The organism is Roseobacter sp., assembly GCF_045106495.1.
Classification (GTDB): domain Bacteria; phylum Pseudomonadota; class Alphaproteobacteria; order Rhodobacterales; family Rhodobacteraceae; genus Roseobacter.
In genome coordinates, this window is record NZ_JBGCEQ010000010.1 from 232,500 (window position 1) to 254,399 (window position 21,900).

The 21,900-nt window shown below is 58.6% G+C and carries 19 protein-coding genes; 8 read left to right on the forward strand and 11 right to left on the reverse strand.

What is annotated here, in order from left to right; genetic code table 11:
- Window positions 1-114: 114 nt before the first annotated feature.
- Complete coding sequence (locus AB8B75_RS08135) at window positions 115-2,337, reverse strand: primosomal protein N' (protein ID WP_405361298.1); 2,223 nt, start codon at window positions 2,335-2,337, stop codon at window positions 115-117.
- 94 nt (window positions 2,338-2,431) lie between these two features.
- Between AB8B75_RS08135 and fsa the strand changes: the two genes are divergently transcribed.
- The 5 genes from fsa (at window position 2,432) to AB8B75_RS08160 (ending at window position 6,356) form a co-directional block, all read left to right on the forward strand.
- Window positions 2,432-3,085: a fructose-6-phosphate aldolase gene (fsa, locus tag AB8B75_RS08140; protein WP_405361300.1), complete on the forward strand. Its 654-nt coding sequence runs from the start codon at window positions 2,432-2,434 to the stop codon at window positions 3,083-3,085.
- Between the two features lie 146 nt (window positions 3,086-3,231).
- Window positions 3,232-3,939 carry a DUF484 family protein gene (locus tag AB8B75_RS08145; protein WP_405361302.1) on the forward strand — a complete coding sequence of 236 codons (708 nt, stop codon included), beginning with the start codon at window positions 3,232-3,234 and terminating at the stop codon, window positions 3,937-3,939.
- Window positions 3,936-4,856, forward strand: a complete 921-nt coding sequence (locus tag AB8B75_RS08150) for a tyrosine recombinase XerC (RefSeq protein ID WP_405361303.1) — start codon at window positions 3,936-3,938, stop codon at window positions 4,854-4,856. Before AB8B75_RS08145 ends, AB8B75_RS08150 begins: the two co-directional genes overlap by 4 nt.
- Before the next feature lie 113 nt (window positions 4,857-4,969).
- Window positions 4,970-5,554: a cytochrome P460 family protein gene (locus tag AB8B75_RS08155; protein WP_405361304.1), complete on the forward strand. Its 585-nt coding sequence runs from the start codon at window positions 4,970-4,972 to the stop codon at window positions 5,552-5,554.
- A gap of 94 nt (window positions 5,555-5,648) precedes the next feature.
- The gene (locus tag AB8B75_RS08160; RefSeq protein WP_405361306.1) at window positions 5,649-6,356 is read left to right on the forward strand and encodes a CDP-alcohol phosphatidyltransferase family protein; all 708 of its coding nucleotides are present in this window, start codon (window positions 5,649-5,651) and stop codon (window positions 6,354-6,356) included.
- Between the two features lie 83 nt (window positions 6,357-6,439).
- On the opposite strand, the gene AB8B75_RS08165 is transcribed toward AB8B75_RS08160, so the two are convergent.
- A complete protein-coding gene (locus tag AB8B75_RS08165) occupies window positions 6,440-6,895 on the reverse strand; it encodes a methylated-DNA--[protein]-cysteine S-methyltransferase (RefSeq protein WP_405361308.1) in 456 nt (151 codons plus the stop codon).
- Between the two features lie 361 nt (window positions 6,896-7,256).
- On the opposite strand from AB8B75_RS08165, the gene AB8B75_RS08170 reads away from it, so the two are divergent.
- Window positions 7,257-7,421 (forward strand): hypothetical protein, encoded by a 165-nt coding sequence (locus tag AB8B75_RS08170; protein ID WP_405361310.1) that lies wholly within the window; start codon window positions 7,257-7,259, stop codon window positions 7,419-7,421.
- Window positions 7,422-7,465: 44 nt separating this feature from the next.
- Here AB8B75_RS08170 and ileS read toward each other — a convergent pair whose 3' ends face one another.
- The 5 genes from ileS to AB8B75_RS08195 form a co-directional block, all read right to left on the reverse strand.
- On the reverse strand, window positions 7,466-10,390 hold the full coding sequence (ileS, locus tag AB8B75_RS08175; protein ID WP_405361312.1) for an isoleucine--tRNA ligase: 2,925 nt from the start codon (window positions 10,388-10,390) through the stop codon (window positions 7,466-7,468).
- Window positions 10,391-10,626: 236 nt separating this feature from the next.
- Window positions 10,627-12,243, reverse strand: a complete 1,617-nt coding sequence (locus AB8B75_RS08180) for an FAD-dependent oxidoreductase (protein ID WP_405361314.1) — start codon at window positions 12,241-12,243, stop codon at window positions 10,627-10,629.
- A 39-nt stretch (window positions 12,244-12,282) separates the two neighbouring features.
- Window positions 12,283-13,290, reverse strand: coding sequence for a YcjF family protein (locus AB8B75_RS08185; RefSeq protein WP_405361315.1), 1,008 nt, complete (start codon window positions 13,288-13,290; stop codon window positions 12,283-12,285).
- On the reverse strand, window positions 13,266-13,748 hold the full coding sequence (locus AB8B75_RS08190; RefSeq protein WP_405361316.1) for a GNAT family N-acetyltransferase: 483 nt from the start codon (window positions 13,746-13,748) through the stop codon (window positions 13,266-13,268). Before AB8B75_RS08190 ends, AB8B75_RS08185 begins: the two co-directional genes overlap by 25 nt.
- A complete protein-coding gene (locus AB8B75_RS08195) occupies window positions 13,745-15,160 on the reverse strand; it encodes a YcjX family protein (RefSeq protein WP_405361318.1) in 1,416 nt (471 codons plus the stop codon). Before AB8B75_RS08195 ends, AB8B75_RS08190 begins: the two co-directional genes overlap by 4 nt.
- Before the next feature lie 113 nt (window positions 15,161-15,273).
- Between AB8B75_RS08195 and truA the strand changes: the two genes are divergently transcribed.
- The gene (gene truA, locus AB8B75_RS08200) at window positions 15,274-16,047 is read left to right on the forward strand and encodes a tRNA pseudouridine(38-40) synthase TruA (RefSeq protein WP_405361319.1); all 774 of its coding nucleotides are present in this window, start codon (window positions 15,274-15,276) and stop codon (window positions 16,045-16,047) included.
- Between the two features lie 22 nt (window positions 16,048-16,069).
- Here truA and AB8B75_RS08205 read toward each other — a convergent pair whose 3' ends face one another.
- The 4 genes from AB8B75_RS08205 to AB8B75_RS08220 all read right to left on the reverse strand — a co-directional run bounded on the left by AB8B75_RS08205 (window position 16,070) and on the right by AB8B75_RS08220 (window position 20,677).
- Window positions 16,070-16,576 carry a hypothetical protein gene (locus AB8B75_RS08205; protein WP_405361320.1) on the reverse strand — a complete coding sequence of 169 codons (507 nt, stop codon included), beginning with the start codon at window positions 16,574-16,576 and terminating at the stop codon, window positions 16,070-16,072.
- On the reverse strand, window positions 16,573-18,225 hold the full coding sequence (locus AB8B75_RS08210; protein WP_405361321.1) for a hypothetical protein: 1,653 nt from the start codon (window positions 18,223-18,225) through the stop codon (window positions 16,573-16,575). Before AB8B75_RS08210 ends, AB8B75_RS08205 begins: the two co-directional genes overlap by 4 nt.
- Window positions 18,222-19,202, reverse strand: a complete 981-nt coding sequence (locus tag AB8B75_RS08215) for a membrane dipeptidase (RefSeq protein WP_405361322.1) — start codon at window positions 19,200-19,202, stop codon at window positions 18,222-18,224. The genes AB8B75_RS08210 and AB8B75_RS08215 overlap by 4 nt, the downstream gene beginning before the upstream one ends.
- Before the next feature lie 239 nt (window positions 19,203-19,441).
- Window positions 19,442-20,677: an acyl-CoA dehydrogenase family protein gene (locus AB8B75_RS08220; protein WP_405361401.1), complete on the reverse strand. Its 1,236-nt coding sequence runs from the start codon at window positions 20,675-20,677 to the stop codon at window positions 19,442-19,444.
- Between the two features lie 98 nt (window positions 20,678-20,775).
- On the opposite strand from AB8B75_RS08220, the gene AB8B75_RS08225 reads away from it, so the two are divergent.
- On the forward strand, window positions 20,776-21,795 hold the full coding sequence (locus tag AB8B75_RS08225) for a phosphotransferase family protein (protein ID WP_405361323.1): 1,020 nt from the start codon (window positions 20,776-20,778) through the stop codon (window positions 21,793-21,795).
- Window positions 21,796-21,900 lie beyond the last annotated feature (105 nt).

The window sequence follows — 21,900 nt, forward strand, 5'->3', positions numbered from 1 at the left end:
TTATGACCCCTTGGCGAGGCGCAAAAGCGCACAAATACCCTGCGCATTGGAAGGCGATGTTTCCGGCGATACCTTTCAGGAGATTATCAGAAACCGCTTTTCAACGCATACGTGTCAATAGAAACTCTGCGGATCGATATCGACCGCCAGCCGCAAATCGCCCGAGAGACGCAGTTGCGCCACCCATTTGGCAAGCGCCACTTGCAGCGGTGCGGTTTTCTCTGCCTTGACCAGCAAACGCACCCGGTGGCGGCCCCGCACCCGAGCAATGGGCGCAGGTGCAGGCCCAAAAACCTGTGCTCCAATAGAGCGTAAAGGCGCATCCTGACGTGCCAAAGCATTGCCCGCATCAAAAACCTGCGCCACATCCGGTCCGCTCAGGATAATCCCGGCCATACGCCCATAGGGGGGCACGCCCGCTGCTGCGCGTTCCCGCGCTTCTGCGGACCAGAATCGATCCTCATCTCCGGCCAGAATCGCGCGGATCACCGGATGCTCCGGCTGGTAGGTCTGCATCAGCGCAGTGCCGGGCTTTTCGGCGCGACCGGCGCGGCCTGCGACCTGGCGCATCAATTGAAACGTACGTTCTGCCGCGCGCAGGTCCGAACCTTGCAGGCCAAGATCGGCATCGATGACCCCAACCAGTGTCAGATTGGGGAAATTGTGCCCTTTGGCCACCAACTGCGTGCCGATGATGACATCGGCGGCTCCCTCGGCAATGCCCTCTATTTCGGCCTTCAACGCGCGCGCAGTGCCATACATGTCCGAGCTGAGCGTCGCGATCCGTGCGTCCGGAAACAGACGGGCTGCTTCTTCACCTAGCCGTTCGACGCCGGGCCCTACCGCTGCCAGCCGACCTTCGATCTCGCAAGACGGGCATTGATCCGGCATTGGTTTTGTCTCGCCACACTGATGGCACACAAGTCGCTTGAGAAACCGGTGCTCCACCATGCGGGCATCACAGTGCTCGCAGCCGATCTGGTGGCCGCAGGCCCGGCAAAGCGTAATCGGCGCATAGCCTCGCCGGTTGATGAAGAGCAGCGCCTGTTCCCCCTTGTCCAGGCGCGCTGTCACCGCGTCTTGCAATTGCTTGGAGACCCAGCGGTCAGACGGCAAGGTCTCGGCGCGCATGTCGATGGCACACATCTCCGGCATGACGGCCGGACCAAACCGCGAGGTCAGTTCCAACCGGTTGTATTTGCCAGCCTCCGCATTGGCCCAGCTTTCCAGACTGGGTGTCGCAGAGGCCAGAACCACCTGCGCCCCGCAGATCGACGCTCGCAGCACCGCCATGTCGCGCGCGTGGTATAAAACCCCTTCTTCCTGCTTGTAGGAGGTGTCGTGCTCTTCATCGACAACGATGAGCCCGAGGTTCTGAAACGGCAAAAACAGCGCCGACCGGGCGCCGATCACCAATTGCGCATCGCCCTGTCCCACCATGCGCCAGATGCGGCGCCGTTCGGTCATGGTCGCGCCGGAATGCCATTCTGCGGGCTTTGCGCCGAACCGTTCCTGAACCCGCGTCAGAAATTCTGCGGTCAATGCGATCTCTGGCAGCAAGACCAAAGCTTGCCGCCCCGCCCGCAGGGCCGCCGCCACAGCTTCAAGATAGACTTCGGTTTTGCCGGAGCCTGTGACCCCCCGCAACAGAGTGGTGCCATAACGTGCACTGGCGACAGCTTCGGCCAATTGCGCCGCCCCAGCCGCCTGATCCGGGGTCAATGCCTTGCCCGGTTGATCCGGATCAAGCCGCGGAAAGGGCAAATCACGCGGGCTGTTCTCTTCTTTCACGACATTCAGCGCCACTAGGCCTTTGACCACAGAGGTTCCCACACCTGCCATTTCAGCCAGCTCATTCAGCGTAAAAGCCAAATCACCATAGGTGCTCAGCGCGTCCAGCACCTTGCCCCGCGCCGCCGTCATCTTTTCTGGCTCGCCATGGCCCCGCCGATAGATCTTGCGCATCGACGGCGGATCGCCCAACCCCGGGGCACGCGTCGCCAAACGCAACATAGCAGGCATTGGTGTCAGCGTGTATGCGGCGGCCCGCTCCAGAAAAGCCCGCAGTTCCGCACGCATTGGCGCCACGTCGAGTACCCGCAAAACAGCGCGTATCTTGGACAGATCATAATCACCCTGCCCCGGGCCCCAAACCACGCCCAAAACCTTGCGCGGTCCCAAGGGCACTTCGACAAATGCGCCCAAGTGGCACCCGCCTTCAGGCGCGCGGTAGTCCAGCGCACGGCCCAAAGGTTGCGTTGTCAGCACGCCAATCAGGTCGCCATGATCGTAGAATTGCGGCAAGCTCAACAGGCATGCTCCGGCTGGCAAGGACATTTCAGGGTTTCAGCATCGCAGATCATGCGGTAAAGCCAAGCGCAAGAGGCAAACATGTTAGCGTTCACATTGTCATTCGAAAGGAACAGCAACAATGAAATTCTTTGTTGATACAGCCGATACCCAAGCCATCCGCGAACTCAATGACCTGGGCATGGTCGATGGGGTGACAACGAACCCTTCCCTGATCCTGAAGTCCGGGCGCGATATTCTTGAGGTAACCAAAGAGATCTGCGACATCGTTGAGGGGCCTGTCAGTGCCGAGGTTGTGGCGCTCGAAGCAGATGCGATGATTGCCGAAGGGCGCAAACTGGCCGAGATCGCATCAAACATCACCGTGAAACTGCCGCTGACATGGGCCGGGCTCAAAGCCTGCAAGGTGCTGTCCGGCGAGGGAAAGATGGTCAATGTGACCTTGTGTTTCTCTGCCAATCAGGCACTTCTGGCCGCTAAGGCCGGTGCAACATTCATCAGCCCTTTCATCGGGCGTCTGGATGACATCAACCTCGACGGGATGGATTTGATCCAGGACATCCGCACCATCTATGATAACTTCGCCTTTGAAACCGAAATCCTGGCCGCCTCCATTCGCTCGGTGAACCATGTGCAGGACGCAGCCCTGATCGGCGCCGATGTGATCACCGCTCCGCCAGAAGTGATCAAGAAACTGGCCACACATCCTTTGACCGACAAAGGCTTGGAGCAATTCATGGCAGACTGGGCCAAGACGGGTCAGAACATCCTCTGAGAGCAATTCTTGCCAGGCTGGCCAGCGTCCCTGTGATGCTGGCACCCATCGGCAACACCTTGGCTGATCCTGAATGATCGTGCTCTTTTCGGTGCAGATTTTATGCGGCCGTTGTGATAGCGTTAAGAAAAACAAAAGAGCACAACATGAGCAGCATACCAAAAATAGAAGACGCTGTGCGCGCAGCGATTATTTCGCGACCCGATGCCATTCTGGACGATTCAGACGTCATGAAGGCGTTGATTGCAGAAAACGAAAGGTCCATGGGGCCCAATATCGTGGACTTGCGCGGCATTGCGATGGACCGGATGGAAACCCGTCTGGACCGTCTGGAAAACACGCACCGTTCAGTGATCGCAGCTGCCTACGAAAACGTGGCGGGCACCCAGCAAATCCACCGTGCGATTTTGCGGCTGTTGGAACCGACAAGTTTCGAGACCGTTCTGGAAGATTTGGGCGGCGAGATCGCCGACATTCTGCGGGTGGATGTGGCCAAGTTGGTGCTGGAGGCCGAAAAATGCACGACCGAACGTGAGATCATTCCCCTGACCCATGGGCTGACCGTAGCGGATCCCGGGTTCGTTGCGAGCTATCTGGCGCAAAATCGAGACGGTGCACCTCGGCAAATCACCCTGCGCCAGATCCAGCGCGGGTCTGGCCTTGTTTACGGTGTCAAGGCGGAGCAGATCCGATCCGAAGCCTGTTTGATGCTCGATCTCGGACCCAATAGGCTGCCCGGCATGCTGGTTTTAGGTGCTGTCGACGAGACCGTGTTTGGTCCGCATCAAGGCACTGACCTTTTGCTGTTTTTCGCCGGCGCTTTTGAACGGGTGGTACGCCGCTGGTTGTCATGAGCCTGATCAGCCCCGCTGCGAGAGACGCGTTGGAGGTTTGGCTCAGTCACCAACGTGCTCTACGTGGGGCTGCAGAAAACACGATTACGGCCTACCAGGGCGACGTTACGGAATTTTTGGCGGTTATCACCGAGTACAAAGCCGAACAACAAGGGCTTGCGGCCTTGTCGCGTCTCACGGTGACCGACATGCGGGCATGGATGGCACAAGCCCGCGGCTCCGGGATCGGGGCACGCTCGATGGCGCGCAAACTTTCTGCCGTCAAAGCCTTCTATCGCTGGTTGGCAGAGCGCGAGGGCTTTGAACCCACCGCCGTCCTCTCCATACGCGCGCCAAAATTCCAGAAAAAACTGCCGCGACCCTTGGCAGAAGATGCCGCGCGCAGCCTGATAGATGCCATCGAATTTCAGTCGGACAAACCCTGGGTCGCCGCGCGCGATGTCGCGGTCGTTACATTGCTGTGGGGCTGTGGGTTGAGAATTTCCGAAGCGTTAGGTTTGACAGGCGCAGATGCGCCTTTGCCAGATGTGCTTCGGATCACCGGCAAGGGCGGCAAAGAACGGGTTGTCCCGGTCATTCCGGCCGCAAAGGCGTCTGTCTCTGCATACTTGCGCGCCTGCCCTCATCCACTGGATGCAACCGGGCCGCTCTTCAAGGCGGTGCGCGGGGGGGCCTTGCGTCCCGGCGCAATTCAAAAAGTCATGGCCCGCGCCCGCATGCAACTGGGTTTGCCTGCCAGCGCAACGCCTCACGCCTTGCGCCATAGTTTTGCTACGCATCTTCTGGAAGCAGGCGGCGATTTGCGTGCGATACAGGAATTGCTGGGCCATGCCTCTTTGTCGACAACACAAGCTTATACCGCAGTGGACACCGCCAGACTGATGGAAGTCTACGACCGTGCCCACCCTAAAGCCTAAAGCCTGAAGCAGCTCACCAAATTGTGCGCGAAGGTTTACCTCAACGGCGCGCGGACATGTGCAACGCTGCCAACTGCGGCATTCCGCCACACTTAAATACCTGAGGTACGATCATGACACGCATTACAACTTTCCTTGCCGCCGTTGGCATTTCCGTTTTTTCAACCAGCTCTCATGCGGCAGACTGCGACTATACAGTTGAAAGCCCTCTGGACCTCGAACAGTCGGAGGTTGACGCTATCTACGATTGCGTAAAAGCCGCGATGGCAGAAGGTTATGCAAAAACCGGCGATCCTGTTGGAACGGCCTATCGAGATTGGACAGTCACTGCGACATCTGCAGCCATCGCGGGTGCCCACAGTAACCGCGCACTGCTGACCTTTGCCAATGAGATCGCTGCGCCACAATACCTTAAATTCGAAGAAGAAGGCGTCACAATGCCAGTCGGGTCAGTTTTGGCAAAGGAGAGTGTGTCTTTCAGTAAGAAAAAGAAAATGGCAAGACCAGGCCCCTTGTTCATTATGACAAAGGTCGCCGCGGGCGAAGCCCCTGATACAAACGATTGGGTCTATGGCGGCCTGCAACCGAATGGCAAACCGATGAAGTTCAAACAAGCCTTTTGCCATGATTGCCATTCAGCCTGGGCAGATCAGGATTATTTGGCCTATCCGCTCGAAGACGTGCGCGTCACGCCTTGAACGGCATCCGATACCTGCGACAGAATGGCCCGACGTCCACCGCGTCGGGTCTTTTCTTTTTGCATCCCCCGCACGCATGCGGCAAAAACGCCTAATGACACTTCGACTACGCGCACTTTGCGTGCATCTTTTTACGGCCACAGGTGCAGTTTTTGCGATGCTGGCAATGCTCGCTGCTGTAGAGGCCAAATGGGATCTGATGTTCCTTTGGCTGGTTGTGGCTTTTTTCGTTGATGGAATCGACGGCCCCCTCGCCCGCCATTACCACGTCAAACAAAACGCACCTGAATTCGATGGCGTGTTGTTAGATCTGATCATCGACTACCTGACTTATGTTTTCATTCCAGCATTCGCGCTGTTCAAATCCGGCTTGATGGACGGCTGGACCGGCTGGTTTGCGATCATTATCATCACCTTTACATCATCCTTGTACTTCGCAGATACACGCATGAAAACAAAGGATAATTCATTTTCAGGTTTTCCCGGATGCTGGAACATGCTTGTCTTGGTGATCTTCGCGCTTGAGCCAAACTTCTGGGTGTCTCTGACTTTGGTCACAGTGCTGGCGATTGCCATGTTTGTGCCGTTAAAATTCGTCCACCCGGTACGCACGGAACGATGGCGCAAAATCACGTTGCCCATGGCCTTGGCCTGGACATTTTTCGCAGGCTGGGCCGCGTGGGTCGATTTCCATCCGCAAAGCTGGGCGCATTGGGGGCTGGTCGTGACCTCGCTATACCTCGTTTTTGCCGGCATCGCACAACAGCTGTTTCCGAGCGCAACAGAGCACTTACCCGAATAGAGTCTGTGTTAAACTCAGCTTACGGCACCCCGGTATCACCGGCAACAAATGCCGCGACTGGCCGCGCTCAACCCACATGGCGCCTAAATAAGCAGCCCCGCCGCTTTTTCATGGCGCAACAGGGCAACCTTGGTCTCCACGCCACCCGCGCCGGAAAATCCGGTTAGCCCCTTGGCCCCCATGACACGGTGACAGGGGATAATGATCGGGATCGGATTGCCGCCACAGGCCTGACCCACAGCTTGTGCAGGCACCGCCAGCGCTTTGGCAATGTCGCCATAGGTGCAGGTATCACCAAAGGCAATTGCCGAGATTGCATCACAGACATCCCGCTGAAAAGCACTGCCTTGGACCCGGATGGGAATGTCAAACTGCTCTCTCGTGCCCGCGTCGTATTCTGCGACCTGCCGCACGGCCTCCTTCAGCAATGCCGTATCATCGTTGCGCAGAGATTTACCCCAACGCAACTGCGTTATCGCCTCGTCCTCTTCCCGGATCGTCAGCGATCCGAATTGCGTATGAACCGTTGCTTCTTGCATCTGTTGATCCTCTCTCAACACCGCGCTGTGAACAACCCGGTTTTTGCGCCTTTCCGGGGCCGTCGACGTGCCTCGCAAATTCGTTGGGAAATTTTCCGGAAAAGCGGCAGACTACCCACATTCGCCCCAAATCTCTTTTTCAAAGGATCATGATTGTGGCGCTTAAACACAAAGCAGCTGACGACACGTCCGCCTGGAATTCCTGCGATCCGGTTGCATTAGCCACCCATTTCGAACAGAACGTTCAAGTCGTGATCAACCGCCGCGATCTCCGTAAAGGCACCCAAGCACTGACAGATAGGACCGCCGGTTTTTAAGCCGAGTTTCCCGATCTGAAGGCATCCGGGACAATGGTGACCACGTGGTCTATCTCTGGACGCTGAACGGTCCCCATGTGGACACGAAAAATCCAGTCACAGTACCGGGTTGGAAAGCGTTGGACCTTACGGAAATCATGCTGATATCCGCCTCATTGGGGTGGTTTGACGCCACCGATTGCCAAAACCAAATCGACGGCATCGCCTGAGGCAGACAGGGGGAAGGCCGCCCGAGCCGCCTTCCCACTATCGTTTAACCGATTGCGCTGTTGCACCGTGCACAGACGCCGGGGTGATCATGCTGGCCGACATCCGGCAAGACCTTCCAGCAGCGTGCACATTTCTCGCCTTCGGCTTTTGCAAAACGAACGGCAACGCCTGCGATATCCGGCAGCGTGAAGGCATCCTGGGATGGCGCATCAGCACTGACCGCAATCTGCGATGTGATGCAAATGTCTGCAAAAGGCAGGCTTTCCAGAGCATCACGCACCTCCGCGTCAGAGACATAGACCAAAGGCGCGGCCTCTAGGGAGGCGCCAATGACCTTGTTGGTCCGCTCCACCTCCAAGGCAGCCGTGACCACGCGCCGGACACTGCGCACTTTCGCCCATTTCGCTGCCAGATCCGGGTCGCGCCACGCGTCGGGCGTGTCTGGGAAATCCGTCAGGTGTACCGAACTCTTCTCATCCGGGAACCGCTGCAGCCAGACCTCTTCCATGGTGAAAACCAGGATCGGCGCCAGCCAGCCGGTCAGCCGGTGGAATAACAGATCCAGCACCGTCCGGGCGGCGCGACGCTCCGGCGTGTCCCCATCGCAATAGAGCACGTCCTTGCGTACATCGAAATAAAAGGCCGACAAATCCACGGTGGCAAAGGTAAAGACCGCCTGGAAAACCCCCTGGAAATCAAACTTCGCGTAACCGTCCCGCACGGTTTGATCCAGTTCCGCCAGACGGTGCAGCACCCAACGCTCCAACTCTGGCATATCCGCAGGATCAACCCGGTCAGCCTCACTGAAATCGCTCAGAGAACCCAGCATGTAACGCATTGTATTGCGCAGACGGCGGTAACTGTCGGATACCCCTTTGAGGATTTCCGCGCCAATCCGCTGGTCCAGTGTGTAGTCGGTTTGCGCCACCCAAAGGCGCAGGATATCCGCGCCATATTGCTGCACTACTTTCTCTGGCACGATGGTATTGCCCAAGGACTTGGACATCTTCATGCCCTTCTCATCGAGCGTAAACCCATGCGTCACCACGTTGCGGTAAGGCGCCCGCCCGGTGGTACCCACGGACTGCAACAGCGAAGAATGGAACCAGCCGCGGTGCTGGTCTGTGCCTTCCATGTAAACATCTGCAATGCCGTCCTCGGACCCATCTGCCCGGTCACGCAGAGTAAACGCATGGGTCGAACCTGAATCAAACCAAACATCGAGAATATCGGTGACCTGATCATAGTCATCCGGGTTCACGATACCGTCCAGGAACCGCGCCTTGGCCCCGTCTTCATACCAGGCATCCGCGCCTTCAGCTTCAAAGACCTCGACAATCCGCTGGTTCACCTCCGGGTTGCGCAACAAAAAGTCATCTGCTGTGGGCAACACACCCTTTTTGGTGAAACACGTCAGCGGCACACCCCAGGCCCGTTGCCGCGACAACACCCAATCCGGGCGCGCCTCCATCATGGAATGCAGCCGGTTGCGACCAGATTTCGGCGTCCAGTTCACATTGTCGATTTCGGTCAAGGCGCGTTCGCGGATCGTTGTGCCATGGGTATCCAGCCCATCCCCCACGGATTTATCAATCGCGGCAAACCACTGCGGCGTGTTGCGATAGATCACTGGTGCTTTGGAGCGCCAGGAATGCGGATAGCTGTGCTTGATCTTGCCGCGCGCCAGCAAACCGCCGACTTCGGCCAGTTTGTTGATCACCGCCGCGTTGGCGTTGCCTTCTTTGCCGTTCGGCTTCAGGATCGCCGTCCCCCCAAAGAGCGGCAGATCATCGCGAAAACGCCCATCATTCATCACGTTGTAAGTGATGACCTGTTGCAGCATCCCCAGATCGCGATAAAGCTCGTATTCCTCCATCCCGTGGGAAGGCGCACAATGCACAAAGCCCGTGCCTTCGGTGTCGGTCACAAAATCTGCGGCACGGAAATCGCGAATGTCATCCCATTCGCCCTGCGCATCTTCAACACCCGACAAGGGGTGGCTGAGTTGGATTTTGGCCAGATCTTCGTTGGTGATAGCGCACAGGCGACGATACATACCTTCTTCAAGACGGGCGCGTCCCAGAACATCCTCAGCCAGATTATCGGCCAGAATATAGCGGTCCCCGATGGTGACCCAGCATTCTTCCGGGCGGCCCGTAATCTCGTAAAGCCCGTAAGAAATGTTTTCGCCATAAACCACCGCCTTGTTTGACGGCAGGGTCCAGGGCGTCGTGGTCCAGATCACCACATAGGCATCATCGAGGGTCCTGTCCCCAGTACCCACAACCTGGAACTTTACCCAAACCGTGAAACTTTCCTTATCGTGGTACTCCACTTCCGCCTCAGCCAGCGCGGTTTCTTCCACCGGTGACCACATCACCGGTTTGGAGCCCTGATAGAGCGTGCCATTCATCAGGAATTTCATGAATTCCTCGGCGATCACCCGCTCGGCATGGAAATCCATCGTCAGATAGGGATCGGCCCAATTACCGGTGATGCCAAGGCGCTTGAATTCCTCGCGTTGGATGTCCACCCACCCGGCTGCAAACTTGCGACACTCCGCGCGGAAATCATTGATCGGCACGTCGTCCTTGTCGCGCCCCTTCTTGCGATATTGCTCCTCGATCTTCCATTCGATCGGCAGACCGTGGCAATCCCAACCCGGGATGTAGCGCGCATCAAATCCCATCATCTGATGGCTGCGCACGATGATGTCCTTGATGGTTTTGTTCAGCGCGTGACCGATGTGCAAATGCCCGTTGGCATAGGGCGGACCGTCATGCAGCGTGAAAGGCGTACGCCCCGTCTTTTCACGCAACCGGTCGTAGATGCCCATGTCTTCCCAACGCGTTAGCCAATTGGGCTCGCGCTTGGGCAGGCCGGCGCGCATCGGGAAATCCGTCTTTGGCAGGTTCAGCGTTGATTTGTAGTCAAGTTTTTCGGTGGTGTCGGTCGTGTCGGCGCACATGGTGGGCGTCCTTCGGATGGAGCGTGGATATGGAAAAGCGGTCGGTGCGAGCGGCTCAAACACCTTGGCCCGGCGTCTCAACGGTCAGAGCGCCGGGGATGTAATTCGTATGATAATCGCGCAAAGGCTTGTCATGCGCGTCTTATAGGCAGACAGGCGGACACGAACAAGACCCAAGACGCGAGGCCGGGACAAACCCACCTGCGGGTGGGTTTTCAGGTCACCGTTGCAGCAAGTCATCCGTTCACATGCGCCCAGACCGCAGACATCACGACGGATCCCTCGCCCACTGCAGAAGCCACACGTTTCACCGAGCCCGCGCGCACATCACCCACGGCAAAAATACCTGGACAGGAGGTTTCAAATTGCGAGCCGGCTTCGACATCCGCGCCCGTCAAAACAAAACCCTTCGCGTCCAGTGCCACTACGCCAGACAGCCACGTCGTATTGGGCGCAGCGCCGACCATCACAAACAGCGCACCTGTGCGCAAATCCCAATTCTGTCCAGATGCACCGTCGTAAATGGTGATCTTCTCAAGTGTCTTATCCCCATGCAGTCCCTGCACTTGGGTCCGCGTGTGGATGGTGATGCGCGGGTGCGCATTCAACCGTTGCAACAAATAGTCCGACATGGACGCGGCCAGCGTGTCACCGCGGATCAGAACATGCACATGTCGCGTAGTGCGGGCCAGAAACATCGCTGCCTGCCCAGCGGAGTTACCGCCGCCAATCACGGCGACCTCCCTGTTGCGGCAATAGCGCGCTTCCAATTCTGTGGCTGAATAGTAGATGCCTGCGTTCTCAAATCGCTCCAAGCCCTCAAGCGGCAATTTGCGATACTGCACTCCGGTTGCAACGATCAAAGCTCTGGCATTCACCTCCTGACCATCATCCAGCGTCGCATGAAACCACTTCTCCGGACACTGTCGCAGTGTCACGGCGCGGCGCGGCACTGAAAACCGTGTGCCGAACTTCATCGCCTGCACCTCCCCGCGCCCAACCAGATCGCCCCCGGAAATGCCAGTTGGAAAACCCATGTAGTTTTCGATCCGGCTCGACGTGCCCGCCTGCCCGCCGATTGCCATGTCTTCGAGCACCAACGCTTTAAGGCCTTCAGCCCCGGCATAGACCGCTGCCGCCACACCGGCCGGGCCGCCACCCACGATCAAAACATCGAAAGTACAGTTCTGCGACATCTCCAGATGCAACCCCAACGCCCGCGCGACACCGCGCGGTGTCGGTGGATCGATCTTCAGATCCCGCCCGAAAATCACACCCGGATGCGCGTTCTCGATCCCGCAGTCCGCTGCCAGAGCCCGTGCCTCATCGGAAGTAATTTCAATCTCGCGATAGGGAATTCGATTGCGCGCTGCAAAGCTGGCCACATGTCGAATATCGCTGCTGACCTCGGTTCCGATCAGGGTCAGAGCGGAATCTGATGCTTCAACTGCACGCCTGCGCCGGGCCGCCAATACGGTCACAATGATGTCGCTCATTTCCGGCAGATCCGACATCAGTTGTAAAACATCACCGCGCGGAATGCACAGCACCTCACTATTCTCGGTCGCCCTTGCTCCCACCAGCGCCACGCCACCCGATAAGAACTGTAAATCGCCAAAGAACTGTCCGGCGCGCAGTGTCGCCCCGCCAACGCCTTTGAAAGTTTTCGGATCAAAAAATTCCAACTCGCCGGACAAAACAAAATGAAACAGGGCGATGTCGCGCCCCGGTTCCTGAACAATCTCACCGGTCTCGAATTCGAAAACCTTGCCACGTTTGCGCAGTGCCGCGATGTGATCCGCTTCCAGAGGTCGGCGGATCATTGTGGACAGATCGGCGGCAAAGTTTTCCATTCCAAATTCTCCTGATGCCGAAGCATGGTCACGATGCGTTCAGGATTTTGACGATGCAGAAAACAATCCGCCAAGGCTCCTCTTAATGATATCGCGCGTTTTCGGCTTTTTTCCAGCCGCAAAAGGCAAGGGCCGACAGACCTCCATCGCGGCGACACCCACGCGCGCGGTCAAGGCGCCATTGACAAGACCCTCGCCAAACCTCCGGGACAGTTTCCCCAGGATTGATCCGCCCAGAACCGGCTCCAAAAGATCATCGCCCACGGCGACCGCGCCGGTCGCGACCAGATGCGCCATCACCGCCCGGGTCAGACGCCATCCGCCCAGCACTCCGGACCGCCCGCCATAGACCTCGGCAATCCGCCGGATCATCCGCAGGTTGGCGGTCAGCGCCGCAGCGACATCCGCCAGCGCCAAAGGTACCAGCGCCGTCACGGTTGCCACCTGTCGGGCTCCGGCTTCAACTTCTCGCGAGGCCGCGACATCCAGAGGGCCCAGAATTTCATGGTCCGCCAGTGCGATGAGGCCGGGCGCATCCATCTGATCGTCTTGCAAATGCGCAAACCGATCTCGCCCCCAGCGCGTGTCTTCCCTGCCCTGATACAAACTCAAAAGCCGTTTCGTGACACGCCGCGCGGCGCCGAGATCGCCCTCTGCAATTGCCGTATCCGCCGCCTGGCGCAACCCGTCCAACCGCCCCAAGCGCCCCAAGGCCGCGATTTCACGCAGGCAAATGACCAATAGCACGGCAAAGAATGCAACCGTGAGCCCGGTCACACCCCAACCTAGAATCGGGTTGCGCAGCATCAAGCCGGTCAAAAAATCCCATAGCGCAATGGAGGCAAATGCACCGACGAGAGCCAATGCCAGCGACCAGAACCAACGCACCAAACGCGAGGGTTTGCGCGCCGCCAGACCGGCGGCCATCTGCATCGCCAGTCCGCTGGGCAAAGCGGTATCTATATCTGGAACGGGTGCCGCATCCGCAACCGAAGCGGCAGGTGGGTCATTTTCCAGATCGATCAGTACCGGGTCGGTATTTGCCATTTGCTCTGAAGCTGCTTTTGCCTGTTCCACTCAAACCTGATGTCCGGCAGCCCGACGTCGTTTTCGCTGCCATCGGTGCGCTCCATCTCGACAAAACCACGCAAACCGTAAAACCGCGTTGCACTCGTGTTTGCCTGATAGCTCCACAGCACAAGTGTTTCGCATTCCGACTTGGCATCTTCCACCAAGGCCGTGCCGATGCCCTGATCTTGCCAGTCCGGCAAGACATATAAGGCATGAATATCGTTTTCCCACCGCGCAATGAAGCCAACAATCTTGTCATCCGCCCGCGCCAACCGGATCCAGCCGGCCTTGATCATCTCCTCGGCATACATGATTTCTTCAGCCGCTGAGTGCAATCGCGGTAACCAGGGCATCAAATCATTGGACGCAGACAGAATGTCGCCGACCTTGCCTGCATCAAGAATTCGCGCGGAGGTTATCGCAATCGTGGTCATAGCCTATCCCCTAAAAGGAATTGGGCTGCCTTATCAAGCCGGATATGCGGCGGACCATCGCCGGGGCGCAAAGTAAGTGGCTGTGGTGCGAAATTCATCACACGGTAATCCTGATCCAGCCAGCTCTCGGCGCCTTCGCGCGCGGGTGTTAACAAGTGGTTAGGATCTTCGGGCAATTCACCGGGGAAAAACGCCGCCTGTTTGCCCGTGTCCAGTAGGGTGCCCCGCACCACATCCAAGTCGCCACCCTTATGGGTCATGGTGTCTTCGGTAGTCGCGCGCAGTGCGGCAATCACCAAAGATGATGTTTCGGCACCGGCAAACCGCGCACGATCCGTAGCACCCCGCACCAAAGCTTCCATGATCGCGCTCAGACGCCCATGCTGTTTGTGGTGCAAATGGTCGGCCTTGGTGGCTGCGAACAGAATTTTCTCAACCCGTTTGCCCTGAAACAACTGCGTCAGGAACGCGTTGCGGCCGGGTCGAAAGGCGCCCAGAATATCCGTCATGGCGCCACGCATGTCTTCCACCGCACGCGGACCCTTGTGGATCGCCCCCAGCGCATCAACCAGCACCACCTGACGATCGATGCGCGCAAAGTGGTCGTAGAAAAACGGGCGCACGACCTGCCGTTTGTACGCCTCATACCGGCGGTTCATCTCACGCAGTAGCGATCCGCGTGGCCCAGTGCCTTCGCCCGGTAAAGGCGCAAAAGTCAGAACCGGCGACCCCGCCAGATCGCCTGGCAGCAAGAACCGCCCCGGCGTGCAATCATAATATCCAGCGTTTCGGGCCGCTTGAAGGTAGCCTGTGAAAGCCTCAGCCAGCGCTTTGGCGGTTGGTTCATTCAGGGTCTTTGCAGGGTCAGTTTGCGCGGCAATTTCTGCGAACTGCCCGGCCTCTGCACGACCTTGCAATCGCGCCAATGTCTCGCGGGACCATTCAGCGTAGGTTTTGTCCAGCAACGCAAGGTCCAGCAACCATTCGCCGGGGTAGTCCACGATATCCACGTGGATCGTGCGCGGCCCCTGCAACCCAGCAAGCAATCCTGCACCCCGAACCCGAAGCGACAGGCGCAACTCAGAGACCGCGCGCGTGCTGTCGGGCCACTGCGGTGCGCGGGCGGTAAGATGCGACAAGTGGCTTTCGAAATCGAAACGGGGAACCGTGTCATTAGGCTGTGGTTGCAGGAACGCGGCTTCAATCCGCCCCTCGGCGGCCGCAACCAGATGCGGCATGCGCCCGCGATCCATCATGTTGGCCACCAGCGAGGTAATGAACACCGTCTTTCCGGAGCGCGCGAGACCGGTCACGCCAACGCGGATCACCGGCTCGAAAAAAGCTTCGTTGACGGTGTCTTGCACGGTTTCAATCTGGCGCAGAACTGTATCTGCGAGTGACGCAATAACCAAAATCTGGCTGTCCCTAAGGTTTTGTTGTCCGCTACATAAGGCTTGCTGCACGGCCATGCCAGAGCGAAGAAAGACATTTGACGCAATGTTCGCCACAGGCTAGGGGCTGCGCCATGCCGCGCTACGCTTTGAGAATCGAATACCACGGGGCACCCTTCGCGGGGTGGCAACGCCAGACAGACCAAGTGACGGTCCAGGGCGCCATCGAGGCCGCCCTGGCCCGGCTGGAACCGCGCGCCCACAAGATTGCCGCAGCAGGCCGGACCGATGCCGGTGTGCATGCCTTGGCCCAAGTGGCACATTGCGACATGGAAGCCGACTGGGCGCCTTTCCGTCTCTCCGAGGCGTTGAACTACCATCTCAAACCCGCTCCCGTTGCCATTGTCGACTGCGCGCGGGTCGCGGACGAATGGCATGCACGCTTTTCCGCAAGCCAAAGGCAGTATCTGTTTCGCATCCTGATGCGGCGCGCACCGGCCACGCATCAGGAAGGTCTGGTGTGGCAGGTCAAACATGAGCTGGATACCGACGTCATGCAAAGGGCAGCGAACCACTTGATCGGCCATCATGACTTCACAACTTTCCGCTCGACCATCTGTCAGGCCGACAGCGCAATGAAAACGCTGGACAAATTGACTGTGACCCAGGTCGATACCCCGCATGGCAGAGAGATGCATTTCGATGTGCGGGCGCGCTCATTTTTACACAACCAGGTGCGGAGTTTTGTCGGCACGCTGGAACGTGTCGGTACCGGCGCGTGGTCGCCGGATCGCGTGGCTGAGGCTCTGGCGCAAAGAACGCGTACCGCCTGCGGCCCGGTATGCCCGCCCCAAGGTCTCTACCTGGCGCATGTTGTCTACCCGGATGCGCCCTTTCCCAGCGGGTAAGGTGAACTCAACTGCTCGGCACTTAGTCGTTGTCGGTAAGACCGGCGCCTGCACCCGCCCGCCGTGAGGCATCGCTTTCAGGGACAAATGTGCGCGCGGCCAAATCGGACATCCGCGCGATCAACCTGTCGCATCCCGATATCCGCCCAACGGGTTTGCAAGCTGCGCCCCGATCATTACCCGTTACAACGCGGGTGTGATCTGGTTCAATGGCCGTGGTCTTCACCTCAAACGGTAAGGCGCTCAAGTAACTGTCGAAAAGCGCCGCGCAGTCATCGACACGCACATCAACGCAGGTGTCCGCTATCGCCAGCGCGGCCATCTTCACACGGTCGATGTCCCGTCCAAACCGCAGGATCGGGCCTTCGGGCAACGCGCGCAAGGCTTGATCAATCTCTGACGCCGCACGCCCCTGCGCCAGATGAGCCGCCGCCGCCTGACCAAATCGGACCGCCTGCTCCGGAGGTGCCCCCGCGCCACGTGCTGCCTTGGTCGCCAAAGCGCTGATTTCGGCCTGTGACCAGCTCATTGCCCAAAGACCGGCAACCACCAATCGTCTGCGCCGGTATCCAGCTCATCCGCAAGCGGCGCGCCCTGGCAGAGGGTGATCCGGGTCCAGCGGTCCGATTTCGGGTCAAATTTCGACGCACCGAAAAACGAGAGCTTGCACCGCAGCATGTCAATCGGCAGGCAGGTCTCCGCGATCAGGTTATCGCGAATTTCGGCATAAGGGTGCTGATTGGCCAAACACACCCGGGTGACTGCCAGCATATGGTCAGGATGCTGGTGCAAAAACGAACACACATCCATTGAGGCGGCGGGCAGATCGGCATGCAATGATTTGATGCGCCGCGCAATATCCAGTGGGCTTTCCAGATCCGCTCCCGCTTCCTCGAACCGGTTGCCCAAGCGGGGTTCTTGTTTGGCTGCACTGACATACCAGAACTGCCTGCACTGTTCCGGTGCTAGGTAATTCACATCCAGCGCCCAGTCGAAATCCGCCTCCAGCACCACGCGCAAGGCCTCTGTGTCCGGTAAGGGGGCAGGCCCCGCCTGCAACGGGTCGGCCATACATTCGGTCAATCCGTCGACAAGCTCCGGAAAAAGCTCGATGACCAAAGAGACGAGAAGCTCCTGCAGATCTTCCGACTGGGTCTCTGACCACCCCAGCAAGGATTCAATCGCGAAATCTGCGCTTGTATTGTCCGGCGTCAGCCAAGCCAGGACCCGCGCCCAATCCGCGCACAGCCGGTCTATCCGCGCCTGATGGGTCGCGTCCGGTACATGCCACTCGCTCAGATGCTGTGCGGCACGGTGCGCCAGTTGCATCAGACGATCCGTTTGCGCCGCGTCCAACGCGCGCACGGCCCGCACACGCGCCAGCGCTGTTTCCCGCACAAGCATCCAATTGTTCAGCAAAACCGGATGGTTGACCAGAAAAGGCGCCATCCCCAATCCTGTCGAATTGCCAATGCCCAGATGCCGTTTCAAATTCCGGTCCAACCGTCCCTGCCCGACATGTTCAACCAGATCATGGGTGAAATGCCGGATCAACCAAACGGTCAGCATCTCCGCCATGAACGGGCCACTCATCCCCGGGCGGGTGTCAATGACACCGCGATCCGCGATCCCGAACTTGCCATTTCCATAGACGGCCGTGGTGCGCATCAGATAACCAATGTCACGCACCATCGCCGCGTCGGGCTGCTGTCCGGCCCGAAGGCAATCGACCACATGGGAAAACAGCCGCAATGATTTATTCGCCCGGCTCAGCACCAGATCCCGCTCGGTGAAGCGCGCGGCTTCCTGTTTGGGCGCTGTCTGGCAAATCCGTACAATCTCATCGTGGCTCGGCACACCATCGTAAAGCACATAGGCCGTGTCCCAGGCCGTCGCGATGACACGGTCCGTGCGATCCTCCGGCGCCAGTTCGGTGGAGACCGCGACCAGAGAATAGGTATAACCACCCAGATCCACAGAATAGACCGCGTGGCCAAAGCCATTGGCACAGATCTCCCAGCTCTGCCGTTGGACCTGCGCCTTTTCCGTCGCCAGAAAACGGGTCAGCGTGCGCAAAAACGACAACCTTGTGGGGAACATGGCGCCCATGCGCGACAGGCGCATGACCTGAGCGGGCGGGCGTAACGGTGCTTGCGGGGGGGATATGAAATCCTTCATGCGGCACCAAAACTGGTGTCATAAAACCGCTGCCAATTGCCGCCCATGATCCCGTCGACATCCTGCGCGGGCATCCCTTGCGCCAACAACCCATTGCGAATATTGCCAAAATCGCGATTGTCGGCAAACCAGTCCGGCATCGGTGGAAACCCTGCGTGCGATTCAGACCCTTCCCCATAGTCGATCACCTTGGACCAGCGCCCGACCCGCATCCACTCCACCACACTGTTAGGCTGGTCCTGGCACAGATCCGACCCCAACCCCAGATGCTGTGCGCCATAGCGGTCAGCCGCCTCGGCAATCATGGCGGAAAAACCCTCAAGGGTGCAGGCCCCGCCGCCCGCAAGATGATGCGGATACATCGAAAACCCCAGCATGCCGCCCGCCCCGGTCAAAGCAGACAACACCCGATCCGATTTGTTGCGCAGCGCCGCATGCCACCAGTGCGGATTGGCATGGGTGATGGCAATGGGCCGGGTCGAGTGTTCAATAGCCTCCAGCGTGGAGCGCTCCGCGGAATGGGACATATCGACCACCATACCGACCCGGTTCATCTCTGCCACGACCTGCTTGCCCATACGCGTCAGTCCGGTGTCCTCGGCCTCGTAACAGCCCGTGGCAAGCAGCGACTGGTTGTTGTAGGTCAGCTGCATGAAGCGAATGCCCAGTTGGTGGCAAATCTCCACCAAACCGATGTCATCCTCGATCGGGCTGGGGTTCTGGAACCCGAAAAAAATCGCCGTGCGTCCGGTCTCTTGCGCCCGGACCACATCGGCCCCGGTTGTTGCTTTGAAAATCAGATTGGCGTGGTCTTCGAACCACCTGTTCCACCGCTCCAGGTTCAACACCATTTCGCGAAACGTTTCATGATATGCGATCGTCACATGCACCGCATCCACACCGCCCGCGCGCATCTGCTCAAAGATACAGGGCGAGAAATTGGCGTATTGAAGGTTGTCGATCAAAGGGGCGCGCATGCGGCCATCTTGCGAGAGAAATGCGTATTGCTCAATTCAAAAAACGACCCTGAAGATGCAACAGCGGCATGCTTTGCCAGGCCGCGCGTCGCAAGAACACTTTAAAACCGCCAAATACCAACACAACACACCAATAACATTGAATATATTCGATATTTTCACGGCCCAGAGCAATGGCTGTTGCACGTGTCTGCCCTATGCGACAGCACCACCTGCCACGCAGGACCTTGCCACAGACATCAGACCTTCTCCTGCGTATGCTTGCGCAATTCTGCCCTTGCGACCTGACGGCGGTGTACCGCATCTGGGCCATCGGCAAGCCGCAGCGTGCGCACGTGGGTCCATGCATGCGCCAGCGGCGTGTCCTGGCTGATGCCTTGAGCGCCATGCATCTGCACCGCGTCGTCAATGACCTTAAGGGCTACCAGCGGCGCGACGACCTTGATCTTGGAAATCCAAGGGGCCGCTGCGCGTTTATCGCCCTGATCCATCATCCAGGCCGCTTTCAGGCACAGTAAGCGCGCCTGCTCGATGTCCATCCGCGCCTCGGCGATGATGTCGTAATTTGCGCCCAACTGCGCCAGCGGTTTGCCAAAAGCTTCACGCGCAAGACTGCGTTTGCACATGATCTCCAGAGCCGCTTCGGCCTGCCCGATGGCCCGCATACAGTGGTGAATACGTCCCGGTCCCAAACGCCCCTGCGCGATCTCAAACCCGCGTCCCTCACCCAGCAACAGGTTCTCTGCCGGCACCCGGACATCGGCGAACCTGATGTGCATGTGCCCGTGCGGCGCGTCGTCATGGCCATAAACCTGCATCGGGCGCAGCACTTCAATACCCGGCGTGCTGGCGTCCACCACGATCATCGACTGACGGTTATGCTTGGGCAGATCATCTCCGCCGGTTTTCACCATCACGATATAGACGGCACAGCGCGGATCCCCGGCACCCGAGGCCCACCATTTCTCGCCGTTGAGCACGTAATCGTCGCCGTCCCGCACACAGGAAAGGCGCACATTCGTAGCATCCGACGAGGCCACATCTGGTTCCGTCATGAGATAAGCAGACCTGATCTCCCCCTCCAGCAACCGTGCCAGCCAGGTGTCTTTCATGGACTGTGTGCCATAACGCTCGAAGACTTCCATGTTCCCGGTATCTGGCGCGGAACAGTTGAAAACCTCCGCGCCCAGCGGCGTTTTCCCCATCTCTTCGGCAAAATAGGCATATTCGACCGTGCTGAGACCGATGCCTTTCTCCGACTCCGTCAGCCAGAAATTCCACAAGCCCGCCGCCTTGGCTTTGGCCTTCAATCCTTCAAGTATCTCTGCCTGCCGCGTGGTGTATTGCCACCGATCTCCCTTGCCGATTTCCGCATGGTATTCAGCCTCCATCGGCGTCACCTCGTCGCGGATCATGGCCGTCACCCGACCCAGAAGCGCACGGTTTTCGGATCGCATTCCAAAGTTCATGTCCATCGCCCGCGTCTCTCTCATATGTCAATCGGGGCTTTCCCCGCCCGCGCAGAGTTGCTTAGATCACGGTGAGATGTCCATGGCTCAGGAGGGTTTTTGCGATGCACACCTACGACCCGGCCAAGCTTGAAACCTATCTGGCGCAGCATATAGCGGGTTTTGGCAGGCTGGATGGCTTTGACAAATTCTCTGACGGGCAGTCCAATCCGACATACCGGGTCACCAGCGGCGCGCACTCTTATGTGCTGCGCGCCAAACCACCGGGAAAACTGCTGAAATCCGCACATGCCGTGGACCGTGAATACAAGGTCATGAAAGCCCTCTCCGGGTCCCGCGTTCCGGTGCCACAGGTTTACCATCTCTCCGGGGATGATACGCCTCTGGGCACGCAATTCATGGTCATGCAACACGTCGAAGGTCGCATTTTCTGGGACCCGGCTTTGCCGGAGCTGGAAAAACCCGCGCGCACGCGCGCCTACGACGCGATGAACGCCGTGCTCGCTGCGCTGCATGATGTTGAACCGCAAGCGGTTGGGCTGGGCGATTTCGGCAAACCCGGCAACTACTTTGCCCGCCAGCTGGCGCGCTGGTCCGGCCAATACCGTGATACGGCGACCGACCCGCGCCCGGATGTGGATTGGTTGATCGACTGGCTTGGCGACAGGATGGTCGCCGATGATGGAGCTGCCAGCATCGTGCATGGCGATTATCGCATCGACAACATGATCTTTGCGCCGGACCGGGAAGAGGTCATCGCCCTGCTCGATTGGGAGCTCAGTACCTTGGGTCATCCGCTGGCCGATCTGGCCTATCAATGCATGCACTGGCGCCTGCCGCATGAAGGTCATTTTCGAGGGCTGGGCGGCATCGACCACACCGCAAACGGCCTGCCGGATGAGGCAAGCTATGTTGCTGCCTATTGCGCCCGACGCGGGATCGACACTCCGGACAATTGGGATTTCTACGTTGTTTTTTCCTTTTTCCGCCTGCTTGCCATTCTGCAAGGGGTGCTGCGGCGCGGGCTTGACGGCAATGCGTCAAACCCACGCGACACTGGCCGTTGGAACGATGTGATCAACCTGATGGCGCAAGAAGCCCGCGCTTTGGCGCAGACAGGCTAATTCATTGGGAAATTTTGTGAAATCCGGCATATGCCCCTTGGTTTTGGTGATCCGGGCACGGGATGGCCTGACCGGCCCTGCGATCGGGTGCGAAAACCTTCGCTG